This is a genomic window from Parabacteroides sp. AD58 (genome assembly GCF_023744375.2).
Classification (GTDB): Bacteria; Bacteroidota; Bacteroidia; order Bacteroidales; family Tannerellaceae; genus Parabacteroides; species Parabacteroides absconsus.
Genome location: NZ_CP146284.1, coordinates 2,480,001 through 2,503,261, shown reverse-complemented (window position 1 = coordinate 2,503,261; position 23,261 = coordinate 2,480,001). Strand labels below are relative to the sequence as shown.

Annotated in this window: 14 protein-coding genes, 2 tRNA genes and 2 rRNA genes (1 of these 18 only partly in view); 11 read left to right on the top strand and 7 right to left on the bottom strand. The window is 47.8% G+C overall.

Annotated features, from left to right (window positions below):
* The 6 genes from NEE14_RS10820 to NEE14_RS10795 all read right to left on the bottom strand — a co-directional run bounded on the left by NEE14_RS10820 (window position 1) and on the right by NEE14_RS10795 (window position 7,165).
* Window positions 1-1,512, bottom strand: a complete 1,512-nt coding sequence (locus NEE14_RS10820) for a TolB family protein (RefSeq protein WP_251968633.1) — start codon at window positions 1,510-1,512, stop codon at window positions 1-3.
* A complete protein-coding gene (locus NEE14_RS10815) occupies window positions 1,512-3,029 on the bottom strand; it encodes a DUF6057 family protein (RefSeq protein ID WP_251968632.1) in 1,518 nt (505 codons plus the stop codon). The genes NEE14_RS10820 and NEE14_RS10815 overlap by 1 nt, the downstream gene beginning before the upstream one ends.
* Window positions 3,030-3,186: 157 nt before the next feature.
* Window positions 3,187-3,942 (bottom strand): succinate dehydrogenase/fumarate reductase iron-sulfur subunit, encoded by a 756-nt coding sequence (locus NEE14_RS10810; RefSeq protein WP_251968631.1) that lies wholly within the window; start codon window positions 3,940-3,942, stop codon window positions 3,187-3,189.
* 61 nt (window positions 3,943-4,003) lie between these two features.
* Window positions 4,004-4,381 carry a four helix bundle protein gene (locus NEE14_RS10805; RefSeq protein ID WP_251968630.1) on the bottom strand — a complete coding sequence of 126 codons (378 nt, stop codon included), beginning with the start codon at window positions 4,379-4,381 and terminating at the stop codon, window positions 4,004-4,006.
* Between the two features lie 36 nt (window positions 4,382-4,417).
* Window positions 4,418-6,361, bottom strand: coding sequence for a fumarate reductase/succinate dehydrogenase flavoprotein subunit (locus NEE14_RS10800; protein WP_251968629.1), 1,944 nt, complete (start codon window positions 6,359-6,361; stop codon window positions 4,418-4,420).
* Window positions 6,362-6,490: 129 nt separating this feature from the next.
* Entirely contained in the window at window positions 6,491-7,165 is a 675-nt protein-coding gene (locus NEE14_RS10795; RefSeq protein ID WP_251968628.1) for a succinate dehydrogenase/fumarate reductase cytochrome b subunit, read from the bottom strand.
* 258 nt (window positions 7,166-7,423) lie between these two features.
* Here NEE14_RS10795 and NEE14_RS10790 point away from each other — a divergent pair, with 258 nt between their 5' ends.
* Window positions 7,424-7,897, top strand: a complete 474-nt coding sequence (locus NEE14_RS10790; RefSeq protein ID WP_251968627.1) for a pyridoxamine 5'-phosphate oxidase family protein — start codon at window positions 7,424-7,426, stop codon at window positions 7,895-7,897.
* A gap of 564 nt (window positions 7,898-8,461) precedes the next feature.
* The gene (locus NEE14_RS10785) at window positions 8,462-10,726 is read left to right on the top strand and encodes a DUF3987 domain-containing protein (RefSeq protein ID WP_251968626.1); all 2,265 of its coding nucleotides are present in this window, start codon (window positions 8,462-8,464) and stop codon (window positions 10,724-10,726) included.
* A 332-nt stretch (window positions 10,727-11,058) separates the two neighbouring features.
* On the opposite strand, the gene NEE14_RS10780 is transcribed toward NEE14_RS10785, so the two are convergent.
* Window positions 11,059-12,621 carry a sialidase family protein gene (locus NEE14_RS10780; RefSeq protein WP_251968641.1) on the bottom strand — a complete coding sequence of 521 codons (1,563 nt, stop codon included), beginning with the start codon at window positions 12,619-12,621 and terminating at the stop codon, window positions 11,059-11,061.
* Window positions 12,622-13,855: 1,234 nt separating this feature from the next.
* Here NEE14_RS10780 and NEE14_RS10775 point away from each other — a divergent pair.
* From NEE14_RS10775 to NEE14_RS10735, 9 genes are all read left to right on the top strand, one after another.
* Window positions 13,856-14,326, top strand: coding sequence for a hypothetical protein (locus tag NEE14_RS10775; protein ID WP_251968625.1), 471 nt, complete (start codon window positions 13,856-13,858; stop codon window positions 14,324-14,326).
* A gap of 19 nt (window positions 14,327-14,345) precedes the next feature.
* On the top strand, window positions 14,346-15,236 hold the full coding sequence (locus NEE14_RS10770) for a serine O-acetyltransferase (protein WP_251968624.1): 891 nt from the start codon (window positions 14,346-14,348) through the stop codon (window positions 15,234-15,236).
* 151 nt (window positions 15,237-15,387) lie between these two features.
* Entirely contained in the window at window positions 15,388-16,794 is a 1,407-nt protein-coding gene (locus tag NEE14_RS10765; RefSeq protein WP_251968623.1) for a THUMP domain-containing class I SAM-dependent RNA methyltransferase, read from the top strand.
* Entirely contained in the window at window positions 16,784-18,976 is a 2,193-nt protein-coding gene (locus tag NEE14_RS10760) for a S9 family peptidase (protein ID WP_251968622.1), read from the top strand. The genes NEE14_RS10765 and NEE14_RS10760 overlap by 11 nt, the downstream gene beginning before the upstream one ends.
* 48 nt (window positions 18,977-19,024) lie before the next feature.
* A complete protein-coding gene (gene purD, locus NEE14_RS10755) occupies window positions 19,025-20,296 on the top strand; it encodes a phosphoribosylamine--glycine ligase (RefSeq protein ID WP_251968621.1) in 1,272 nt (423 codons plus the stop codon).
* 893 nt (window positions 20,297-21,189) lie between these two features.
* Window positions 21,190-22,716 (top strand): 16S ribosomal RNA (locus NEE14_RS10750).
* Between the two features lie 127 nt (window positions 22,717-22,843).
* Window positions 22,844-22,917, top strand: a tRNA-Ile gene (locus NEE14_RS10745).
* 11 nt (window positions 22,918-22,928) lie between these two features.
* Window positions 22,929-23,002: transfer RNA gene (locus NEE14_RS10740), tRNA-Ala, on the top strand.
* Window positions 23,003-23,113: 111 nt separating this feature from the next.
* Window positions 23,114-23,261, top strand: a 23S ribosomal RNA gene (locus NEE14_RS10735); it runs 2,734 nt beyond the window's last position.
* The 16S and 23S rRNA genes sit together here with 2 tRNA genes alongside, the layout of an rRNA operon.

Genomic DNA, 23,261 nt, shown 5'->3' with positions numbered 1-23,261 from the left:
TTATTCGTTTTTATAAGTAATAGGACTTCCTTGTGTCTGATAAATAACCTGCCGGAAGGTCTGCGGAGAGATCCGTACCTGGTCGCGGGTCAGTTCCGGTACATTGTAACTCTTAAGTCGCTTCATATTTTGTTCCGGGTCTTCCTGCGGCAGGATAAAGGCTTTGCTGGCCTTTCCTTCCGGACTGAAGTAGGTGATATAAAGTCGGGTGTAAGAACCGTCGTCGCGTCGGGAGCTGAAGATAATCCATCGTCCGTTACTGCTCCAGCTGTGATAACTGTCAGCGTCGGTACTGTTGGCTTCTTGCAACGGATAGACGGTATCGGTTTTCAGATCTTTTACATAGAGGTCTGCACTCTTATGCCAGATATGGAATTGCCCGTATTCTCCGGAAGTAAACAGCAGATAGCGTCCGTCCGGACTGATGCGGGGAACGGAGGCGCTCCGGCCGACTGAATCGCAGTCGACTTCCATTACTTCATCTCCGAATTCCTGGCTGTCGGCTTGGAATGTCCTGCTGACGATGTTGTAACGCAGGGTATTAAAGTCTTTGGGCTGAGCGGCCGGTGTGTCCTGATAAAGACTGCCTACACAATAATAGATTTTGTCACCGGCTGGCGACCAGCAGGGAAATGTCTCGAGCAGGCTGTCTGTGTGGCAGACATATTTCACTTCCTTCTGATTGGCATCATAGAAGAGCAGATCAGAAGCCATATCCACCACTTCCACCTTTTCTTCGTTCAGGATGTGGAAGGCTTGTCCGGTCTTGTTCGAGGAAAACAGAATCCAGTCTTGTGTTGGGTGCCAGGCCGGATAAACGGCTCCAAACGGAATGGAATCATGGCGGAAGTTGATTTTCTCGGCAGATTCACCCTGGGCGATGATCGTCCCGCTGTGATTGGTCCGTACATGGAAGAGCATTTTCTGTGTGCTGTAATTCTGGTAATTATGGCAGTTGATGCAATGGTTGTCTTCGTAATCGAATGTCCGGTTGTTCTCATAGATGACTTCTTCCTGGAAGTTCGTGAGGTTGCGCTGATATAAGCCGAGCTGGCGGTAATAGGAATAACCGGGTTCGATCAGGCGGTAGGAGACGAACGGATCAATCTCTTCTTCCGCCACATGCCAGGTGAATGGCTGGAGGCGTATCCATCTCTTCTCTGTATAGGTATAGACTTGTACTTGTATGTCTTTTCCCCGGGATGCAGCCAAAAGTGATTTCCATTGTTCCGCATTGAATTGTACTGTTGATCCGTGCGCAGCAGAGGCCGATAGTTTCTGCTTTTCGGACGAAGTCAATACGACCACAAACTTCTCTCCGGGCGTGCGGACCAGAAAGTTCAGCGGAGCGATGTTGGGTGGAATGACGATGTCTTTATAATCCGGATAGATGGAAGCGGGTTGTCCGACTTCCGTAAAGTCCGTGGGTTCGTCTGTGGTAGAGGAACAAGCTGTCAGTATTCCGGTGAGGACTGACAGGAGAATGCTGAATAGGTACAGAACGGTTTTCATTAGTTAACTCCCCCTTTCATCAGTATCTGATAACGCTTCATCTGTTCTTCATCTATCTTGTTCTGGCAGAAATAGTAGAACGGATAGAAATGAGCATATTCTTCCTGCAGCTGAGGAATCAGTTCGTCGGCCACTTGCCCGTTCTTGACATATCGGGCGAGAAAGTCTTTCACCTGTTGTACCGTAGTCGGACGGATCTGGAACTGCGACAGCAGATTTGCGGCCCGTTCTGGCTGTAAACAGGTATATAGAACGACGGCCTGTTCTACCAGGAGCGGAAGTTGCTTTCCTTTGTATGGGCGGGTCCGGTTCACCACTTCATCTAATAATTTGGTATATAGGCAGGCGGCTAGCGAGACTTCCAGTGTCTGCTGGTTGCGTATGTTGTTCGATGCTAAGGGATATCCGATAAAGATCGGAGACCGGTAAGACTGCTCGAAGCTGTCGCTCGTGGGCGTGAGTGCCAGTATGCGGTTGAAAAACGGATGGGATACGATTGCTTCCGGATTCGCCACAAAAGGCATATATCGTTCTACAAAGTCGGATTCGAAGGGAACCTGTTGCAGCTGGTAGAGATATTTGTTGGCCAGCGCATATTCTTCGTTGAGCAACGAGCAGAAGAACAGTTGTTTGAGCGTGTAACAGCTGGGTCCGTCGATAACCATGCGTTCCATGGCCTGGTGATAAGCCGTATTGAGCAGGCCGGAAGAGAAACAGCAGTCGGCCAGATATAAATCGGTTCCGTCGTCGGGTAATCCGCCCCGGTTGACCAGGCCTAAATCCGGATATTGGTAAGGAATATCGAGCAGGTTCTGCAATAAGCGTCCGGTCTGCAACAAGGCGATGGCATGATAGGCGGCAACACTTCTGGTAGGGTGCTGAGCCCGCTGGGCCTTGTGGATCATTTTATCCCAGTCCTGTTCCTGATAGGCCCGTTGCATTGAGGCGGTCAGTCTTTCGTTTTCCTTGCCGGTCCAGGTATATATATACAGCAGCAGGAATAATAATCTGCTGATACTATTTGACAGTGATGAAGAAGCAATCTGCTGGGATGATTTTCCGCTGATGAAATGAAAGGCGATGCTGACGAAGGCTGCCAGCATGAAAACGGCCAAGGGCCACAGGAAAACCACCGATGGCTCTTGCTGGTAATAGAGATTTTCTCCTTTCTGGATGAGGTACCATATAACGGCCATGGAAGGAAGCAGCGCGATCCATTCCCATTTTCCCCGGAGCGCGAAGGCCTTTTTGACGAGGCAGACCGTTCCGGTCAGCAGGACCGACATAAACAGGCCACCGGCCCAGGGCTCATGATACGAAAGCAGGAGCAGGCGTCCGAACCAGTATATTTTTCCGCCCGGCTGGTTGAGGATGAAGTCCATCATCTGTGGGTCGAAGGCAAACAGACTGTACTGTTCGGCCATATAAAATACGTCTCCATATAAAATGGAGGCAAAGATCCAGAATCCGATGAAGGCAATGACCGGCGTGGAACTCAAGACTGTTTTGATTTTCATCTTTTTCATGTTATTAGATCTGATTCTAAATAGCAGTTTAAAGGTAAGAAATCCTCGGTGGAATACATCGCCGGCATGGCTGTTATGCAACATAAAAAAAGCGACCTGCCCCGCCGGACAAGTCGCTTTGATAATGTATGAATGAATTCTTATGTGATTAGTCTTTCAGTTTTGCCTTCAAGAATTCACGGTTCAAACGCGCGATGTTGCTGACAGAGATGTTCTTCGGACATTCCATTTCGCAAGCGCGAGTGTTTGTACAGTTACCGAAGCCCAGTTCGTCCATCTTGGCAACCATGGCTTTCGCACGGCGAGCTGCTTCAACGCGTCCTTGTGGCAACAGGGCCAGCTGGCTTACCTTGGCAGAAACGAACAACATGGCTGAACCATTCTTACAAGCAGCTGCACAGGCACCGCAACCGATACAAGCGGCTGCATCCATAGCCAAGTCGGCGTTCTTCTTCGGAATAGCGATGGCGTTAGCATCAGGAACACCACCTGTATTTACTGAAACGAAACCACCAGCCTGCATGATCTTATCATAAGCAGAACGGTCAACCATCAAGTCGCGGATAACCGGGAAACCGGCTGAACGCCATGGTTCGATAGTGATTGTTTCGCCATCGTGGAAACGACGCATATACAACTGGCAGGTAGTAGCACCTGTTGCCGGTCCGTGCGGGTGACCATTTACATACAGCGAACACATACCGCAGATACCTTCACGGCAATCGTGGTCGAATACGATCGGTTCCTTACCTTCATTGATCAAACGCTCATTCAAAATGTCCAGCATTTCCAGGAAAGAGACACTCTGATTGATCTTATCTATTTGGTAAGTCTCGAACTGTCCTTTTTCTTTCGGACCTCTTTGACGCCAAACTTTAAGCGTTACTTTTATATCTTTATCCATACGTTTTTAGTTTTTAAGTTTTTTAGTTTATTAGTTTTTAAGTTTTATTGTTATTGAGTTTTTAAGTTCTATGATTCTTATCCAATCCATTCTTACGTCTGTAAATCAAAGATGATAACATCTTATTCACTTCTGTATTCAGATTCTGAACATTCTTAAAGGCTTCTTCACTCATAAAAGAAAGTTCAAAAGATAAGATCAATTGCGTTTCCAATTCATTAGAAGAGCCTAATGCAACATATAAAAAACGCAATAACTCTTTATCAGAACCTCGCCCATAGCCCTCTGCTATATTTGAGGGGATGGATACTGCACATCTTCTCATCTGATTAACAAGTCCGAAACGTTCTTCATTAGGAAAATCAGCCGTTGATAAATAAACCATTTTCGCCAAATTCAAACTTTTCTGCCAAGCCGATAAGTCTTTGTAAGTACCCATAAACTTAAAAACTCAAAAACTTATAAACTTACAAACTTACTTTTTGTAATTACGTGTTTGCGGAACTACGAATTCATAGTTCAAATCTTCTTTCAGCATAACCGGATCTTTGTCTTCACCCTGATATTCCCAGCAAGCTACATACATGTACTTATCGTCATGACGTAAAGCTTCACCATCTTCAGTCTGGTGTTCAACACGGAAGTGACCACCACAAGATTCAGCACGGTTCAAGGCATCATGGGCCATCAATGTACCGATTTCGATGAAATCAGCCAAGCGCAATGCTTTTTCCAGTTCAACATTCTGATCTTCACCAGAACCCGGGATATATACATTGCTCCAGAATTCCTTCTTCAGGTCTTTCAGCATGTTGATTGCTTCCAACAGACCTTTTTCGTCGCGGGCCATACCGATGTGTTCCCACATGATGTGACCTAACTTACGGTGGATGGTATCAACGGTTTCTTTACCCTTGATGCTCATCAGTTTCTGGATACGAGCCTTGATAGCTTTTTCTGCTTCGTCGAACTCAGGCAGGTCTGTGCTGAAGCGCGGAACCTGGATCTGGTCTGACAAGTAGTTCTGGATGGTGTACGGCAATACGAAGTAACCATCAGCCAAACCTTGCATCAACGCAGATGCACCCAGACGGTTGGCACCGTGATCAGAGAAGTTGGCTTCACCGATAGCGAACAAGCCCGGGATTGAAGTCTGCAATTCATAGTCTACCCACAGACCACCCATTGAGTAGTGCAATGCCGGGTAGATCATCATCGGAGTTTCGTATGGATTATCATCGGTAATTTCTTCGTACATATCGAACAAGTTACCATATTTCTGCTTAACAACGTCTTTACCCAAACGCTGGATAGCTTCCGAGAAGTCCAAGAATACGGCACGACCGGTGTTGTTTACACCATAACCTGCGTCGCAACGTTCTTTGGCAGCACGTGAAGCCACGTCACGCGGAACCAGGTTACCGAATGCCGGGTAACGGCGTTCCAAGTAGTAGTCACGGTCTTCTTCCGGAATATCTTTACCTTTCTTCTGTCCGGCCTGCAATGCCTTAGCATCTTCCAGTTTCTTCGGAACCCAGATACGACCATCGTTACGCAAAGATTCTGACATCAATGTCAGCTTAGACTGATAGTCACCTTTTACCGGGATACAAGTCGGGTGAATCTGTACCATACAAGGGTTAGCAAAATAAGCACCTTTCTTGTAGCACTGCCATGCAGCTGATCCGTTGGATGCCATGGCGTTGGTCGACAAGAAGAAGGTATTTACATAACCACCTGTTGCTACAACTACGGCGTGAGCAGCATAGCGTTCGATCTTACCGGTGATCAGGTTACGGGTGATGATACCGCGGGCACGACCGTCGATCAAAACAACGTCGAGCATTTCATGACGGGTATACATCTTTACTTTACCTTTACCGATCTGACGGCTCAATGCTGAATAAGCGCCTAACAACAGCTGCTGTCCCGTCTGGCCACGGGCATAGAACGTACGGGATACCTGAGCACCACCGAATGAACGGTTATCCAGCAGACCACCATATTCACGGGCGAAAGGAACACCCTGGGCTACACACTGGTCGATGATGTTGTTAGATACTTCGGCCAGACGATATACGTTTGCTTCACGGGCACGGTAGTCACCACCTTTGATCGTATCGTAGAACAAACGATATACAGAGTCACCATCATTCTGATAATTCTTAGCAGCGTTGATACCACCCTGTGCAGCGATAGAGTGTGCACGACGAGGTGAATCTTGGATACAGAAGTTCAATACGTTGAATCCCATTTCTGCTAAAGAAGCTGCTGCAGAAGCACCGGCCAAACCTGTACCTACTACGATAATGTCCAGACGACGCTTGTTAGCGGGGTTCACCAATTTCTGGTGATCTTTATAATTTTTCCACTTGTCAGCCAACGGGCCTTGAGGGATTTTAGAATTTATTTCAGCCATATTGTTTTTAGTTTTTTAAGTTTGTTAGTTTCTTAGTTTTTAAGTCATTTTGTTTTTGAGTCTGTTCGTTTTGAATGTTTGATTCCAAACTCATAAACTTATAAACTTATAAACTTATAAACTCAAAATTTACGCTCCTACACCGTTCAGGTAGAATACAATAGTAATAATTGCGAACAAACCGCAGATGATCGTTGCTACCCATTTAGAGATGCATTCCCAACGGCTCAACCAGATCGTGTTGCTCCAGCCTAATGTCTGGATAGCTGACCAGAATCCGTGAGTCAGGTGGAACCACAAAGCTCCGAACCATACCAGATACAATACTGTGTTCACAATATTACCCTGGAAGTAGTAGTTGATGAAAGCTGCTCCGTCCTGCGGATGGATGTCTCCATGGATACCTGCCAGTTCAGCAAACATCATGTGATACCAGAACTGTGTGAAGTGAAGGATCATGAACAGAATCACGATCAAGCCCAGTACGAACATGTTCTGTGATGCCCATTCTACGCCTTTCGGACGTGAATTCAGTGCATAACGGTCGTTACCGCGAGCTCTACGGTTCTGCAATGTCAACATCACTGCATACACGAAGTGAACCACTACACCTGCTGCCAAAACGAGTGTTCCCACGATAGCGTACCAGTTACTGCCCAGTAAACCGCAGATCGTATTATACGCCTCGCCAGAGAATACTGCCGCTACGTTCATCGACAGGTGGAACAATAAAAACAGAATTAGGAAGAGTCCTGATATACTCATTATCAGTTTCCTCCCGATAGAAGAATTAAGTAACCACATAAGATAATAATTTAAGTTATTTAATTGTGTATAAAAATCACACTTCTATAGCATTTAATTATGCAAAGGTAGTTTAATTCCACGGATAACCAACAAGAATAAATAAATATTTCTCTAATTGAAACGGCTTTTTTATCCAATATCGTTATTCTCTGTAACTTTTATTATTTTTGCCTCTGGTTGCGGGCTGATTAGTCTATTAATTAAGGTAGATCTGCCTGCCGGCTGAGAAATTCGGAAATTAAAATTCAACACAATATGAAGACACTGGTACATGTTGACAACGAACAGATCGAATCTGTAATGAAACAATGTAGTATTTGTTTCGTGGGAATGGCGGATACCGATGGAACGCCGTATGTGATCCCGATGAATTTTGGTTACAAAGACGGAACGCTTTACTTGCATTCGGCTCAGGAAGGCAGAAGCATTTCGATCTTGAACCGGAATCCGCGTGTTTGTATTTCTTTTTGTCCGACAACCGAACTGGCCTATCAGAATGTAGAGGTGGCATGCAGTTACCGGATGCGGGCCAGCAGCGTTATCTGTTGGGGAAATGTCGTCTTTGAAGAGGATTACGACAAGAAAGTCGAGGCGCTCGATATCCTGATGAAACAGTACACCGACCGTCCTTTTACCTATGGTCGTCCGGCTGTCCTGAACGTCAAGGTCTGGCGGGTGGATATCGACGAGATTACCTGCAAGGAATTCGGAGCTCCGTACCGGAGATAATCAGGCTTGTATCCACGTCTTTTCCTGGAGGCGTGGATATCGGGTAACATCCATGTTGTTAGTACTTTCCCCCGTATGGCCTGGCAGGCGTCCCGGCTTGGCTGTATCTTTTTCCGTAGGCCGGGGAAAGTTTTTTTCTGATATAATTTGTTAGTATAATTTCTGTTTACTACCTTTGAAATGTCTTAAATCGTAAGGCGTCTGATTTTCAGTCACTCACAAGGAATGACTGGTAATCCGACTGAATCTTAAAGATAGGAAAACGCTGGAAAAGGGGATACGTTTATGCATGACAGGCGCGCTGTCCTTGACTGGAACTGTATGGAAAAAGATACGTTTGGCGAGGGATATACTCATGAAGAAGACGGGGAGACATTTCTTTTGTTATTTCATTTCTTTCAGATAATCAAAAATTTTGTTTAACTCCAACGGCTATGTGCTCTTTCGGGTGGTCGCATGGAAAGAGGCTGTGGCGGTTGGCTAAATTTAATGCCAGAGTGAAGAATGTTTTTACGGAAATTTTGTTGGTTCTCTTCTTGTAAGGAGGGAACAAAATCGGGCGATATGACGTTCGGCGAACTGACGAACTATATGGCCCGTCATGTGTATTTGGAAGAAATGACACGGAAGGCCCGCGCTTGTCTGCTGGCTGCTGATCAGAACGGTTATGAGTGGATCAAGCGGTCGGAAGTGCTGGCCATTACCCCGAATGCTTATTTTGAGGCGGGGCGGAAAAACGATGATCAGCATACGTATGCTACGGGTGTCATGATGTTTGATTGGGATCATATTGAAGGTGACTTGAATGCGTTGGTCGAACGCATCGCGGCTCATCCTTCGATCTGCTTGGTAACCAAAAGCCTGAGTGGTAAAGGTGTACATGCCTTCGCCCGGGTGGAAGGTGTTACAGATGAGAATTTTAAAACCGTGTATGCGGCTGTCGGTTCACGCCTTGACTCGGTGGCCGGATATGCTTTTGACCGGCAATGCAATAATTTTTCCCGCCTGATGGTGCTGGCTCACGACCCCGATCTGCGTGTCCGCCAGGATGCCAAGCCGTTTCAGGCCGGGGCGCTCTTGGCCGATTCTTCGGAGATGACGGTTCCCGCAGCGGCCGAACCGACGGCCCTGTCCCGCTATTTGTCGGTGGCCCAGGCGGGGTTGAACCTGGCTGAAGGCAACCGCCACAGCGAGCTGGTTTCGCTGGCTGCCTGTCTGAACCGGAAAGGTTTCCAGGCGGATGAGGTGATTCCGGAGCTGGTGAAGCGGTATGCGCAGCCGGGCTTCGACGCGCGTGAAATCACGTCGACCGTCAACGATGTTTATCGTCGGTATGCTGCCGATTTTGGGGTGAATCAGAAACCGGTCGAGGCCGTTACGGAGCGAAAAGTTCAAAAAGTTCAAAAAGTTCAAAAAGTTCACTGTGCCCCCGACGCGGATACTTACCTGAAAGGGGTTGCCTGCGAGCGGCCTCTCGTGGAATCGTTCCGCGAGCAATTGCCCCTGCTACTGCAAAAGGCGATCGACGAAAGCCAGTCGGCCGATGTACAGTGGGCCATGCTCCTGGCCGGCCTGTCGGTCTATTCGGCCATGCCGGTCGATGTCCATTTTATGGAAGAAGACGAATGCTATCTGCCGATCAGCTGTATCTGGGTGGGCGAATCGACTTCCGGAAAAGGGCGCATCAAGGTGGCGGCTGACATCCATCGGCTGTTTGCCAAGGCGGTAGCCAGAGACTTCGAGGCGAACGAGATCATTCCTGCCAAGAGCCGGCTGAAAGAATGGGAAGCCCGGCAGGAAGCCATCCGCAAGCTGAAGGATGAAGTGGAGGGCGGATGGGAAGAACGTCCGCTGGTGCCCGAAAACAAATTCCTGCAGACGTCGATGAGCACTTCCGAATCGCAGTTCGTACGCCGGCTGCTGACAAACCAGCCTTACACGACGCTCCGCTTTACCGAAGAGATCGGAACGGTGTGCGAGAATACGAAGCGCGACTACGGGGTTTCGCGCAGTAACCTGCGGGCCGGACTGGAAGGCGGACGGATGAGCCTCGATTACAAAGACGGCGGCTTCATCTGTGTAGACAATGCCCGCATGGTCGATCTCTATGCCGGAACGCCCGGCGCTTTTCAGCAATTTATTGATAATCAGGAAGACGGTCTTTCGCATCGCTTCCTCTATGCCGTGCTCGATTACAACCCGGCTTATAAACGCCTGCGGACGGGACAGCGCATGGACCGTGCGTATTGGGATGCCATGGAAGGCCGTATCCGGACGTTCAAGGTGAATTGCGAGAACCAGCACATGGAAATCTTGTTTCCCGCTCCGGTGATGGATCTGATTGAAGACCTGCTCGAAGACCTCTGCAACCGTTATGCCTGCTATGCCAATCCGTCTTTTCTCTCGTATATCCGACGAATGCGCAAGAAGGCGATGCAGCTGTGTGCCTTGCTGACTTTCATGCAGGCCTGCGAAGAGAATCTTCCGTATGCCGGTTATTCGGCCGAGAAGCCGCGACGGGTCGACTGCCGGCTGGACGTTGCCCGTCTGGTGGTCAGCTGGATTCCGTATCTGGTTTACACGGCAGCCTGTATGATTGCCCCGCTGCGTAAGAACGAAACGGCCGAGGTGAAGCTCGACGACCTGAAGACCGAACAGCTGCTGGCTTCGCTCCCCTCGGATTTTTCTACGGAAGACTTTGATCAGGCGGCTTCCCGTCTGCAGATCAGCCGGAGCACGGCCATGCGCCGCCGGAAGATCTGGCTCGAGAACGGGGTTCTCGTGCGTGTCTCTCACGGGAAATACCAGAAGCGGGAATCGCTCTCATAGCGGCTTCCTTTTCCCAAGAGACGGATTATGTCAAAAAGGGTACAGTGAACTTTTTGAACTTTTTGAACTTTTTGAACTTTTCGGTTCGTGAAACCGGACTTGGCAGCAGTCGGTCATGCGACCCCGGCTGTTCCGCCACTCCGGATCTGCCACGAACCTGAAAACAGAAAGTCCTATGACTCGGATTCTCCTCATTATTCCCTCCGAATCATAGGACTTTTTCCTGAAAAGACGCCGGCTTTTTATGATTTCCTGCCTATCAATTCAAGCTTTTCTGCCTATGTTTTTTCCTGTATTATGGTTATTCATTTTATTCCCCTTATTCCCCCTCTTTATCGGCAAATATCTTTCACATCAATCTGCTGGAAGATGAGGTTCGCACCACTGCCTTCGTAGACGACGCCGAGGGTTTGTTCGTCGATCGACGTGATGCAGGAATATCCGGCTCCGCCCCATTCGTCCAGTAAGATCCAGTACTTCTCGGGCCAGGTTTGGCCGTCGTCAAAGCTGAATTTGACGGTCAGCCGGTTGCGCTCGTTGTATGAATTGGGATTCATGAAGACTAACACCGACTTCGGTTGCCCGTCTTTTGTATAATGATGCTTGTGGATAGAAGCCATGCAGGTTGGTTCCGTAAGTACGGCGTGCGACGTCGGGTGTTCTTTCCAGGTCTTGCCCAGGTCGGATGTGGTACAGATTCTCCGTCCGTTGGGCGAGACGACGCCGCGATTCCGGTTGTCGCGCATATTGAGCATGATGTCTCCGTTTTCAAGCTGGACAGCCATGCATTCGGTTGTATTGGAATAAGCCGGATTGCTGGTCGTCCAGGTTTTTCCGCCATCCTGACTGTATGTGATATTGGAGAAAGGAAGGCCGTTCTCGTCTCGTCCCTGTGTAGGGAAGACCAGTGTTCCGTCTTTCAAAGTAATGCCGTGTCCCGGTGCCGGTGCAAACAGCCACCATTCCGGCCTTTTGGTGGCCGCGGTGATGTTGACAGGCTCGCTCCAGGTCTTCCCGTCGTCGGTACTCTTCGTAATCAGGAACTGGGATGTCTCTTTGACTCCCAAGCCCGGCTGTGAACCCTTTGCCTGCCACTGATGAATCCAGCGCGTACTGTCTTGCGTCAGACCTTCTACCCATTTTCCGGTATTCCGGTCTAACACCCCATGCATCCACAAGCCGGCTACATATAAATCGCCGGTATGCTCATCCAGCAGGATGCAGGCATCACTCACGCCGTTGTATTTTTCCGGAAGTCCGCCCCATTCGTGCTGGTCGAGTATCCGTTGCATGGGTTGCCAGGTTTGCCCGCCGTCTTCACTTCGGTTCAGGGCAATGTCGATGTCTCCTTGCAAATCCCGTCCGGATTCCCAGCGGGCGTCATAGATGGCCAGGAGCGTTCCTTCTTTCGAGGTGATCAATCCCGGAATGCGACTGGTGTGTACGCCGTCTTGCCGGTGTTTCCGAAGGGCAATGCCTGTGCGCAATCCTTCTTTGAAAGAGCCTTGAACGGGATATGTCTTTCCGTTGAGAGTAATTTCCGGGCAGTTGACCAACACCCGATGCTGCAAAGACGTTTCTTTCTTCAGCCGGACCGCCAGTCCATAATAGCTTGTATCTGCTTCTAAGGGAATATTTAATCGGAAAGATCCGGTTGGAGACGAAATATCCGAAAAGGCAAGTAGATCAGACGTCTTGATCCGTCCGTCTTTCTGACAGGCATACAATGACAGCTGTTCGATGTCACCTAAATCTGTCGTACCTGATAAATCATACGCCAGGCTTGTCAGGCGCGTTTTCTCTCCCGGCGTCTGGATAATCTGTATGTATCCGACCGGATTCACCGTTTCTCCAGCTAAAACCGGTACGGTGGCACGGAGAAAATGAACCGTCAGGTTTTGACAGACTTCAAACCGGAAAACAGCAGGTGTCCGTATGCCCAGTTTGATTTCTCCACTGGTGATATAATGGGTTTGTCCGTGCGACACCAGGTTGGTAGTCACGGCAATCGGCGCCTCCGAAACGGCAGTTGTGGACAGTGTATTCGTAATGGTATGATAGGCTAAAACCCGGTGACTGAAGCCCGGATGTGTATCCGAACCCGGTATCAGTTTTTCAACACCGCCGAAGAAAAGGATGTGGTGACTACCGGTGGCAAGAGCCGTTCCTGCCATCACCGGAAATTCACCTGGCAGCTTCTTCCATTGCTTGAGACGGGGATTGTAAACAAATCCGTCGGTCAGCACTTCCATTTCTCCATCCGCTTGGTAATTCCGTCCGCTGAACAGATAGAAACAATCGTCCGAGCCGTTATTCTGCACGGCACTGACGGCATAGCCCCGTGCTTTTCCTGGCCAGGATTCGAGGGTTTGCCATCCTTTTTCCGGTTGTGACAGATCGAGCACGAAGAAATGTGAAGTAGCCACTTCCGGTTTCATCTGTTCTTGTCCGCCGGCCAGAAAGATTTTGTTCCCCAGTCTGGCTCCGGTCATATTCGCTAACGGAACAGGCAGTTCCGGCCAGTTCTTGTCTATTTCTACTTTTCCGTTCTGCATCCGGATGGCGAAGACTTCTTGATAACATTGGCTGGCATCACATCCGCCAATACATAAAATAACGTCTGTCAACGGAATAGATACGCCATAAGCCCGGGCAGAAGGCAAGGCATCTTTTATTTCTTTCCAGGCAGATGAGGCATCGTTGAGGTCCTTGTAGTAGAGTGTGTTCCACCATGTTTTCGTGCCACCGTTCCAAGGTGTGGCATCCGGGAAGTTTGCTCCGCCGGCAATGATCAGAAAGTCACCAATACACCCGGAAAAAGCTCCAGCCAATCCGGGATGAGGCTTGCCGCCTGTGTCGGGAAGACAGAGCGATGAATCCCAGTGGATGGTTTCAGCCGAGCTTTGAGAAAAAACGGATTCGGGTTGGATCAGCAGGATCAGTCCGAAAAAGATGGATAGAAATGCATTCAGATGTTTCATGTCGGAGGAATGATGATTTTTGATAGTAAATGAACGGATAAAATTCCAAATAGACAAATGAAAAGAAAAAATAAACCAGCATTTCGCTTCCCATTCCTAAAAGTTTATTACATTTGCAAACTATCATAGTATCATAAGATTGGAACAGATGAAAAAGATTATTGGATTACTCATGTTGCTGGTCGCTTTTACAGCTTGTGAAGGACCAATGGGCCCCGAAGGTCCGATGGGACCAGCAGGACCTGCCGGAAGTGGAGACGGTGTGGTTGAAGGTTGGAGAAATATTACTTTTACTATAAAGAGCGAAGACTGGCAACTGATTTACAATATGGACGGAGATCCGTATTATATGTATGAATTCCAATGGGACGAATTAACAGATTATGTCTATGAAGAAGGTATTGTGTTGGGATATTTGTTTACTCAAGTAGGAGATATTGAAACTATGACTCCGCTGCCTTATGTATTGCATCGTCAAGATGCTAATGGTGTTCCTTGGACTGAAACTTATACGTATGATGTAAGTCCGGGTTATGTGGCTTTCTATGCGACATATAGTGACTTCAAGGTGCAGGAAAGACCGGCTACAATGGATTTCAGAGTTTCAATCCTCTGGTAATAGGTATGAATAATACTACATGGAAGCACAGCAACAGCATAGCAGCATAATCAGTCGTGCCGTTCTTGAATTGTCTGATGAGGCCTCTTATCAGGCGTTGTTTCACAGCCGTCGCGATGAGGAAGCCTTGCCTTCGGGAGAGACGTTGAAGCGCATTGTCGATCTGTGCCGTGCTATTTTGTTCCCCGGATATTATGGTTCAGCCCGAATTAACAAACAGACCATCCGCTATCATCTGGGTGTGCTGGTGGAGACGCTTCATGGCTTGCTGACAAAAGAGATTCAGGCAGGTCTGTGTTTTGCCGATGCTTCCTGCGAATCGTGTGGTGACCAGTTGACGACCGAGGCGGCAGCACTGTCAGAACAGTTTATTGCTGCCTTGCCACAGCTGCGTCACATGCTGGCAACGGATGCTGAAGCTACCTATAACAGCGATCCTGCCGCACAGAATCTGGGAGAGATTATTTTCTGTTACCCGGGATTCCGTGCTATCTGCAATTATCGCATCGCCCATCAGCTGGATCAGCTGGGTGTGCCTTATATTCCCCGTATCATAACAGAACTGGCTCATTCGGAAACGGGTATTGATATTCATCCGCGAGCCAGGATTGGGCATCACTTCTCGATCGACCATGGCACCGGAACGGTGATTGGCGAGACCAGTGTGATTGGTAATTATGTCCGTATCTTTCAGGGTGTCAGTCTGGCTGGTGAAAAATTCCCGCCCGATGAGAATGGAAATGCCATCCGTGGTGTTGACCGGCATCCGATTGTTGGCGATCATGTTACTATTTATTCGAATGCGACGCTGTTGGGGCATATTCATGTGGGCGACGGTGCAACTATCTTTGGTAATGTGTGGTTAACGCATGATGTGGCGGCAGGCGAGTCGGTATATCAGCGGACTTGATGAGAAGACAGGTAACGGCGAAGATAATGATCGTGCTTGTCGACTGAATGGATTCAACTAATAAAAACAATATAACAGATTAACAACAACAAGGCAGTGACTCTTCAAGGTAGAAAAGGAAGAGTGCTGTTAGCCAATTTTTAGTAACAAAATGGGAGAGACATTTGAAATGGTGGCCAAAACCCTGTATGGGTTGGAAGAAATTTTGGCCGGCGAATTATTAGCTTTGGGTGCCAACGATTTGCAGATAGGCCGCCGTATGGTTTCGTTTACAGGAGACAAGGCGTTATTGTATAAGGCAAATTTCTGCTGTCGTACGGCTTTGCGTATCTTGAAACCAATCTATCACTTCAAAGCGAAAGATGCCGATACGGTGTATAAGGAAGTGATGAAAGTGGAATGGGAAAAGTATCTGACGCTGGATAAGACTTTTGCCATCGACTCTGTGATCTATTCGGAAGATTTCAACCATTCTAAATTTGTTGCCTATCGAACGAAAGATGCTATTGTGGATTATTTTATCGAGAAGTTCCATAAACGTCCGTCGGTTCGTGTGAACAATCCGGACTTATACATTAATATACATATATCACATAACGACTGTACCTTGTCGATCGACAGCTCGGGTGAAAGTCTGCACAAACGCGGTTATCGGGTGGATCAGACGGAGGCTCCGCTGAATGAAGTGCTGGCTGCCGGTATGATCCTGAAGACAGGCTGGAAAGGCGAATCGAATTTCGTAGATCCGATGTGTGGTTCGGGTACACTGCTGATCGAGGCAGCCATGATTGCCCTGAACATTGCGCCGGGTATTCACCGGAAGGAATTTGCTTTCCAGAAATGGGTCGATTATGATGCCGATCTGTTCGATCAGATTTATAATGATGACAGCCAGGAACGAGAATTTACGTTTAAGTGTTATGGCTCGGATATCTCGCAGCAGGCCATCGATATTGCCCGCGAAAATATCCGCAGTGCTGGTCTGATGAAATATATTGAATTGGAGACCAAACCGTTCCAGCAGTATACAGAGGCGCCGCAGCCGGGTATTCTGGTAACGAATCCTCCGTACGGCGAGCGTATTTCCAGCCGGGATCTGCTGGGCTTGTACAGCATGATCGGGGAACGTCTGAAGCATGTCTTCATGGGTTACAAAGCCTGGATCTTGAGTTACAAGGAAGAGTGTTTCGACAAGATCGGTCTGCATCCGTCTGAAAAGATGAAACTGATGAATGGTTCGTTGAGCTGTGAATATCGTTGCTATGAAATGTTTGAAGGCACGAAAAAGGAATTCAAGACGAACCAGGCAGAAGAGAAAAAACATACAAAGACAAATAACCAGCGGGATAATAAATCAGGCGATTTCAAGCGGAAGAAGGTTGATCGTCCGGAACGTCGTTTTGCAGCCGCTCATCGGGATGAAGATGAGGATTACGGTGGCCGGTTTAACGAAAAGCGTCCGGCAAAGATGCGTTATCGGGACAACAGCGACCGGAAGCGCCTGGATAAGAAGTCCTCGTTTGGCGGTAAAAAGAAAGGACGTTTCTATGAAGATTAAGTATTGGCTTATCGGAATTCTTTTTCTTCCTATGGCATTGATGGCGCAGCAAAAGGATTTGACGTTGCAGGATCTGATTCCGGGTGGTAAGAATTATGCCAAGTTCGTTCCGAAAAATCTGTCGCAGTTACAGTGGAACGGTGATGCTTATCTGTATGCGAAAGGAGATACAGTATGGACAAGCGAGGCGCCGAAGTGGAAAAAGTCGGTGTTGCTGACGAAAGCAGGACTGAATGAAGCGCTCGAAGCAGCCGGACAGAAGAAAGTCGGTTCGTTGCCCCGTTTCTCTGTTCCTTATGCAGGACAGTCATTACTGTCGTTTATGGCCAATAAGCATTTGTATCACTATGATTATGCGGCCAAGAAGATTGTAGCCGATTATACGTTACAGCCAAAATGGGAGAATTATGATTTCTGCCCGGAAAACCGGTATCTGGCATTTACGGAAGGAAATAACCTGAAGATCCTTTCTCCGGAGAATCAGGTGACTGACGTGACGAACGAGACGGCCGATGGCATCGTCTGCGGACAGTCGGTTCATCAGAATGAATTCGGGATTCATAAGGGAACCTTCTGGTCGCCCAAAGGTTCTGCCCTGGCTTTCTACCAGATGGATGAAAGTATGGTGACAGAATATCCGATTGTCAATATCGACGCGCGTTGTGCCAAAGTAGAGCCGCGCCGTTATCCGATGGCCGGGATGAAGAGTCATCATGTGACAGTGGGTGTCTATCAGTTGGAAACCGGAAAGACTGTCTGGTTGAAAACGGGTACACCGAAGGAGAAATTCCTGACGAACATCTCCTGGAGTCCGGATGAACAGCATATTTATATTGCGGAATTGAACCGGGAACAGAATGAGATGAACCTGGTTTGCTATTCGGCAGTGACAGGACAGAAAGAAGGTGTCTTGTTCACGGAGAAGGATGAACATTATGTGGAACCGCAGCATCCGTTGCTTTTCTTGCCGAATCAGCCGGATCAGTTTATCTGGCAGAGCGAACGGGATGGCTATAATCACTTGTATTTGTACAATACAAAAGGTGAGTTGCTGAAACAACTGACGAAAGGAGAGTGGGTTGTCATGGACGTCCTGGGCTTTGATGAAAAAGGAGAGAACTTGTTTATCTCTTCTACACAGCCTTCTCCGCTCAGTTCTTTCGGACCGGATCACGGGCCTTTGAGTGTCAAGACATGGGCTTTGAATCTGAAGAAGGGCAAATCAACGTGTCTGGCTACGGATGCGGTACTGACAGGCGTGCACAATACGCAGTTGAGCGGTTCGGGCAAGTATTTGCTGGATAATTATTCATCGTGGGATATTCCACGGAAGATCGTATTGGTTGATACGAAGAAGGATAAGGAAATTGCGACTTTGCTGACGGCTGAAAATCCGTATAAGGACTATGAGATGCCGGAAGTGGAACGCGGAACAATCAAGGCGGCCGACGGTGTGACCGATCTGAATTATTTCCTGGTGAAGCCGTTGCATATGGATTCTACGAAGAAGTATCCTACTATTATATATGTATATGGCGGACCTCATGCACAGCTGGTTATCGGTGGCTGGATGGGCGGCGTCAGTGGCTGGGACATTTATATGGCTCGCCGCGGATATGTGGTCTTTACGGTTGATGGCCGGGGTTCGGCCAACCGCGGACATGCGTTTGAAAGTGTGATCCATCGTCAGCTGGGTGTCAATGAAATGGCCGATCAGCTGAAAGGAGTGGAATTCCTGAAGTCGAAACCGTATGTGGATGCCGATCGGATCGGTGTGCACGGCTGGAGCTTCGGTGGATTTATGACAACGAACCTGATGTGTTCTTATCCGGATGTGTTTAAGGTAGGTGTTGCCGGTGGTCCGGTAATCGACTGGAGTAATTATGAAATCATGTATGGTGAGCGTTATATGGATACGCCCCAGGAAAATCCGGAAGGTTACAAGAACTCCAATCTGAAGCTGAAAGCCAAGAACCTGAAAGGACATCTGCTTCTGATTCATGGAGATATTGATCCGGTAGTAGTTTGGCAGCATAGTCTGGGCTTCCTGAAAGCCTGTGTGGATGCCAATACGTATCCTGATTATTTCGTTTATCCGCGGCACGAACACAATGTGATCGGGAAGGATCGCCCGCATCTGCATGAGAAGATAACCCGTTATTTCGACGATTATTTACGATGAGATAAGTTGGAAAACTTATATAACTCAGAAACTAATATACTTAAAGAAATGAATACACTGTTATTAGGCTCTGGCGGTCGTGAACATGCAATCGCTTGGAAAATAGCTCAAAGTCCGAAAGTAGAAAAACTGTTTATTGCTCCTGGTAACGCAGGTACGGCACAGACAGGAACGAATGTGAATATCAAGGCCGACGATTTTCCGGCCATCAAGGATTTTGTATTGGCAAATGATATCCAGATGGTTGTTGTTGGTCCGGAAGATCCGCTGGTAAAAGGTGTTTATGATTATTTCAAGAACGATCCGCAGTTGGCTGCCATTCCGGTGATTGGTCCGAGTAAAGCTGGTGCCCAGCTGGAAGGAAGTAAAGATTTCGCCAAGGCTTTCATGATGCGTCATCACATTCCGACGGCCCGTTATAAGAGTATCACTGCCGAAAATCTGGAAGAAGGTTTTGCTTTCTTGGAATCACTGCCTGCTCCTTATGTCCTGAAAGCCGATGGTCTGGCAGCCGGAAAAGGTGTGCTGATCATTGATTCTCTGGAGGAAGCCAAGAAAGAACTGGCTGAAATGCTTCAGGGAATGTTCGGAGATGCCAGCAAGACGGTTGTCATCGAAGAATTCCTGGATGGAATTGAATGTTCTGTATTCGTTGTAACAGATGGCAAAGATTATAAGATTCTGCCGGTAGCCAAAGATTATAAGCGTATCGGCGAAGGAAATACGGGTCTGAACACCGGTGGTATGGGTGCTGTTTCACCTGTTCCGTTTGCCGATCATGACTTTATGCAGAAAGTGGAAGAACGTATCATCCGTCCGACTGTAGAAGGTTTGAAGCAAGAAAACCTGGATTATAAAGGATTTATATTCTTGGGTCTGATCAATGTGAAAGGTGAACCGCTGGTTATTGAATACAATTGCCGAATGGGCGATCCGGAAACAGAAGTCGTGATGTTGCGTATTCAAAGTGACTTGGTAGAACTCTTGGAAGGCATTGCACAAGGTGATTTGGCATCTCGTATCCTGATTCAGGATCCGCGCGCTGCTGTAACGGTTATGGTCGTTAGTGGCGGTTATCCAGAAGCCTACGAGAAAGGAAAAGTCATCACCGGCTTCGATCATATCTCTCCGGAAAATATCTTATTCCATGCCGGAACAAAAGAAGTGGATGGCCAGATTGTAACAAATGGAGGTCGTGTTATTGCCGTAAGTTCGTATGGAACGACTAAAGAAGAAGCCCTGGCTAAATCATTCGCCGGAGCCAAAGCGCTTCAGTTCGATAAAAAATACTTCCGTTCAGATATTGGGTTTGATTTGTAAATAATAAATCCGATAAGAAATAGCTGTTGGCTATTATCCTATTCCAAGATAAACGGGAATCGAAATTAAATCCGCCGAGGATTGAAATCGATTCCCGTTTATTTGATTTAAAAAGGTAGGCAGGAAAGAGAAAAAAGCCGGCGTCTTTTGATGAAAAGCCGGCGAGAAATGATAAAAAACACGCCGGCTTTTAGTCAATTGAGAATGGAGAATTGAAAATTGAGAATTAAAGGAAGAAAAATAAAAGGGAAGAACGAAAAGCAAGAGAAGAACAGGACCGGCCTAACGGAGAAGGCGTAAAGCAAATTGCGAGCGGAGCGTAAAGAAATCCCGGCTGTCTGAGCGCGAAGCGCGAGTTATCCGGGATTTTAGCGGAGCGAAGCTAATTTGCAGCCTTCTCAAGTGTAGCCTTGACCTTTTGGTTCTTTTGGGTCAAGCCAAAAGAACGGGGAAGAAAAAGTGTATTTATAAATATCTGACAATCAGGAAAGGCAAAAAATAATTGGAAAAAAGTGGCAAAAACATTTGGAGGATATGTTATAAAGCAGTACTTTTGCACCCGCAATCGAGAGAGATGCGTGAGACAACATGATGGAAGGGGTTAAGGACCCGGAGAGGAAAGAGGATGAGGTTGGAAGAATCCAGGCAGATATCCGATATCCGCCCGGCGGTCTTCCGAAAAAAATAAATCGAAAAAAACCTCGAAAAAATTTGGAAGATAAAAATAAAAATACTTACCTTTGCACCACGTTTCGCAAGAAACCGATTGAGAAGAGTTCTTTGAGAAAATTACATATACAACAGTAGTACAAGTATTTAGAATGAATACCGTCAATAATACTTGAACCTGAAGGAAAGACGGAATCTTGAGCAAAGACATAAAAACAATTTCAACAACGAAGAGTTTGATCCTGGCTCAGGATGAACGCTAGCGACAGGCTTAACACATGCAAGTCGAGGGGCATCGGGGAGTAGCAATACTCTGCCGGCGACCGGCGCACGGGTGAGTAACGCGTATGCAACTTACCTATCAGAGGAGAATAGCTCATCGAAAGATGAATTAATGCTCCATGAAACAGGGGTCCCGCATGGGAATATTTGTTAAAGATTCATCGCTGATAGATAGGCATGCGTTCCATTAGGCAGTTGGCGGGGTAACGGCCCACCAAACCGACGATGGATAGGGGTTCTGAGAGGAAGGTCCCCCACATTGGTACTGAGACACGGACCAAACTCCTACGGGAGGCAGCAGTGAGGAATATTGGTCAATGGCCGAGAGGCTGAACCAGCCAAGTCGCGTGAAGGATGAAGGATCTATGGTTTGTAAACTTCTTTTATACGGGAATAAAGTGAGCCACGAGTGGCTTTTTGTATGTACCGTATGAATAAGCATCGGCTAACTCCGTGCCAGCAGCCGCGGTAATACGGAGGATGCGAGCGTTATCCGGATTTATTGGGTTTAAAGGGTGCGTAGGTGGTTTCTTAAGTCAGCGGTGAAAGTTTGTGGCTTAACCATAAAATTGCCATTGATACTGGGAGACTTGAGTATGTTTGAGGTAGGCGGAATGCGTGGTGTAGCGGTGAAATGCATAGATATCACGCAGAACTCCGATTGCGAAGGCAGCTTGCCAAGCCATAACTGACACTGAAGCACGAAAGCGTGGGTATCAAACAGGATTAGATACCCTGGTAGTCCACGCAGTAAACGATGATTACTAGGAGTTTGCGATATAGTGTAAGCTCTACAGCGAAAGCGTTAAGTAATCCACCTGGGGAGTACGCCGGCAACGGTGAAACTCAAAGGAATTGACGGGGGCCCGCACAAGCGGAGGAACATGTGGTTTAATTCGATGATACGCGAGGAACCTTACCCGGGTTTGAACGCACAGCGACGAATCAGGAAACTGATTTTCTAGCAATAGCGATGTGCGAGGTGCTGCATGGTTGTCGTCAGCTCGTGCCGTGAGGTGTCGGCTTAAGTGCCATAACGAGCGCAACCCTTGCCGTTAGTTACTAACAAGTAGTGTTGAGGACTCTAGCGGGACTGCCAGCGTAAGCTGTGAGGAAGGCGGGGATGACGTCAAATCAGCACGGCCCTTACATCCGGGGCGACACACGTGTTACAATGGCGTGGACAAAGAGCAGCCACTTGGTGACAAGGAGCTAATCTCCAAACCACGTCTCAGTTCGGATCGGAGTCTGCAACTCGACTCCGTGAAGCTGGATTCGCTAGTAATCGCGCATCAGCCATGGCGCGGTGAATACGTTCCCGGGCCTTGTACACACCGCCCGTCAAGCCATGGGAGCCGGGAGTACCTGAAGTCCGTAACCGCAAGGATCGGCCTAGGGTAAAACTGGTGACTGGGGCTAAGTCGTAACAAGGTAGCCGTACCGGAAGGTGCGGCTGGAACACCTCCTTTCTGGAGCGAGAGATTCCGAGAAGGATCGAGTAAGAGGTATGAATGAAGAATACCTTGTACTACAGGTTGGATATGAAAAAAGATAATAGAGAGAAAAAGATGAAGCTGGGAAACCGGCAAAGTTGACAGTCCTATAGCTCAGTTGGTTAGAGCGCTACACTGATAATGTAGAGGTCGGCAGTTCAACTCTGCCTGGGACTACTCTCAGATACGGGGGATTAGCTCAGCTGGCTAGAGCATCTGCTTTGCACGCAGAGGGTCAACGGTTCGAATCCGTTATTCTCCACAGTCCTGATGGAAACATCAGAAAAAGATCTTTGACATGTTGTACATTCAGTAAAGTAAAAAAGAAGAGCAAGCTTAGTAAATATCAATCCGGCGCGAAAAGTGCCAGATAAAGAAAGTAAGCAAGGGCAGACGGTGGATGCCTTGGCTCTCGGAGGCGAAGAAGGACGTGATAAGCTGCGAAAAGCCCGGGGGAGGTGCAAATAACCCTTGATCCCGGGATATCCGAATGGGGCAACCCGGCAGGTTGAAGGCCTGTC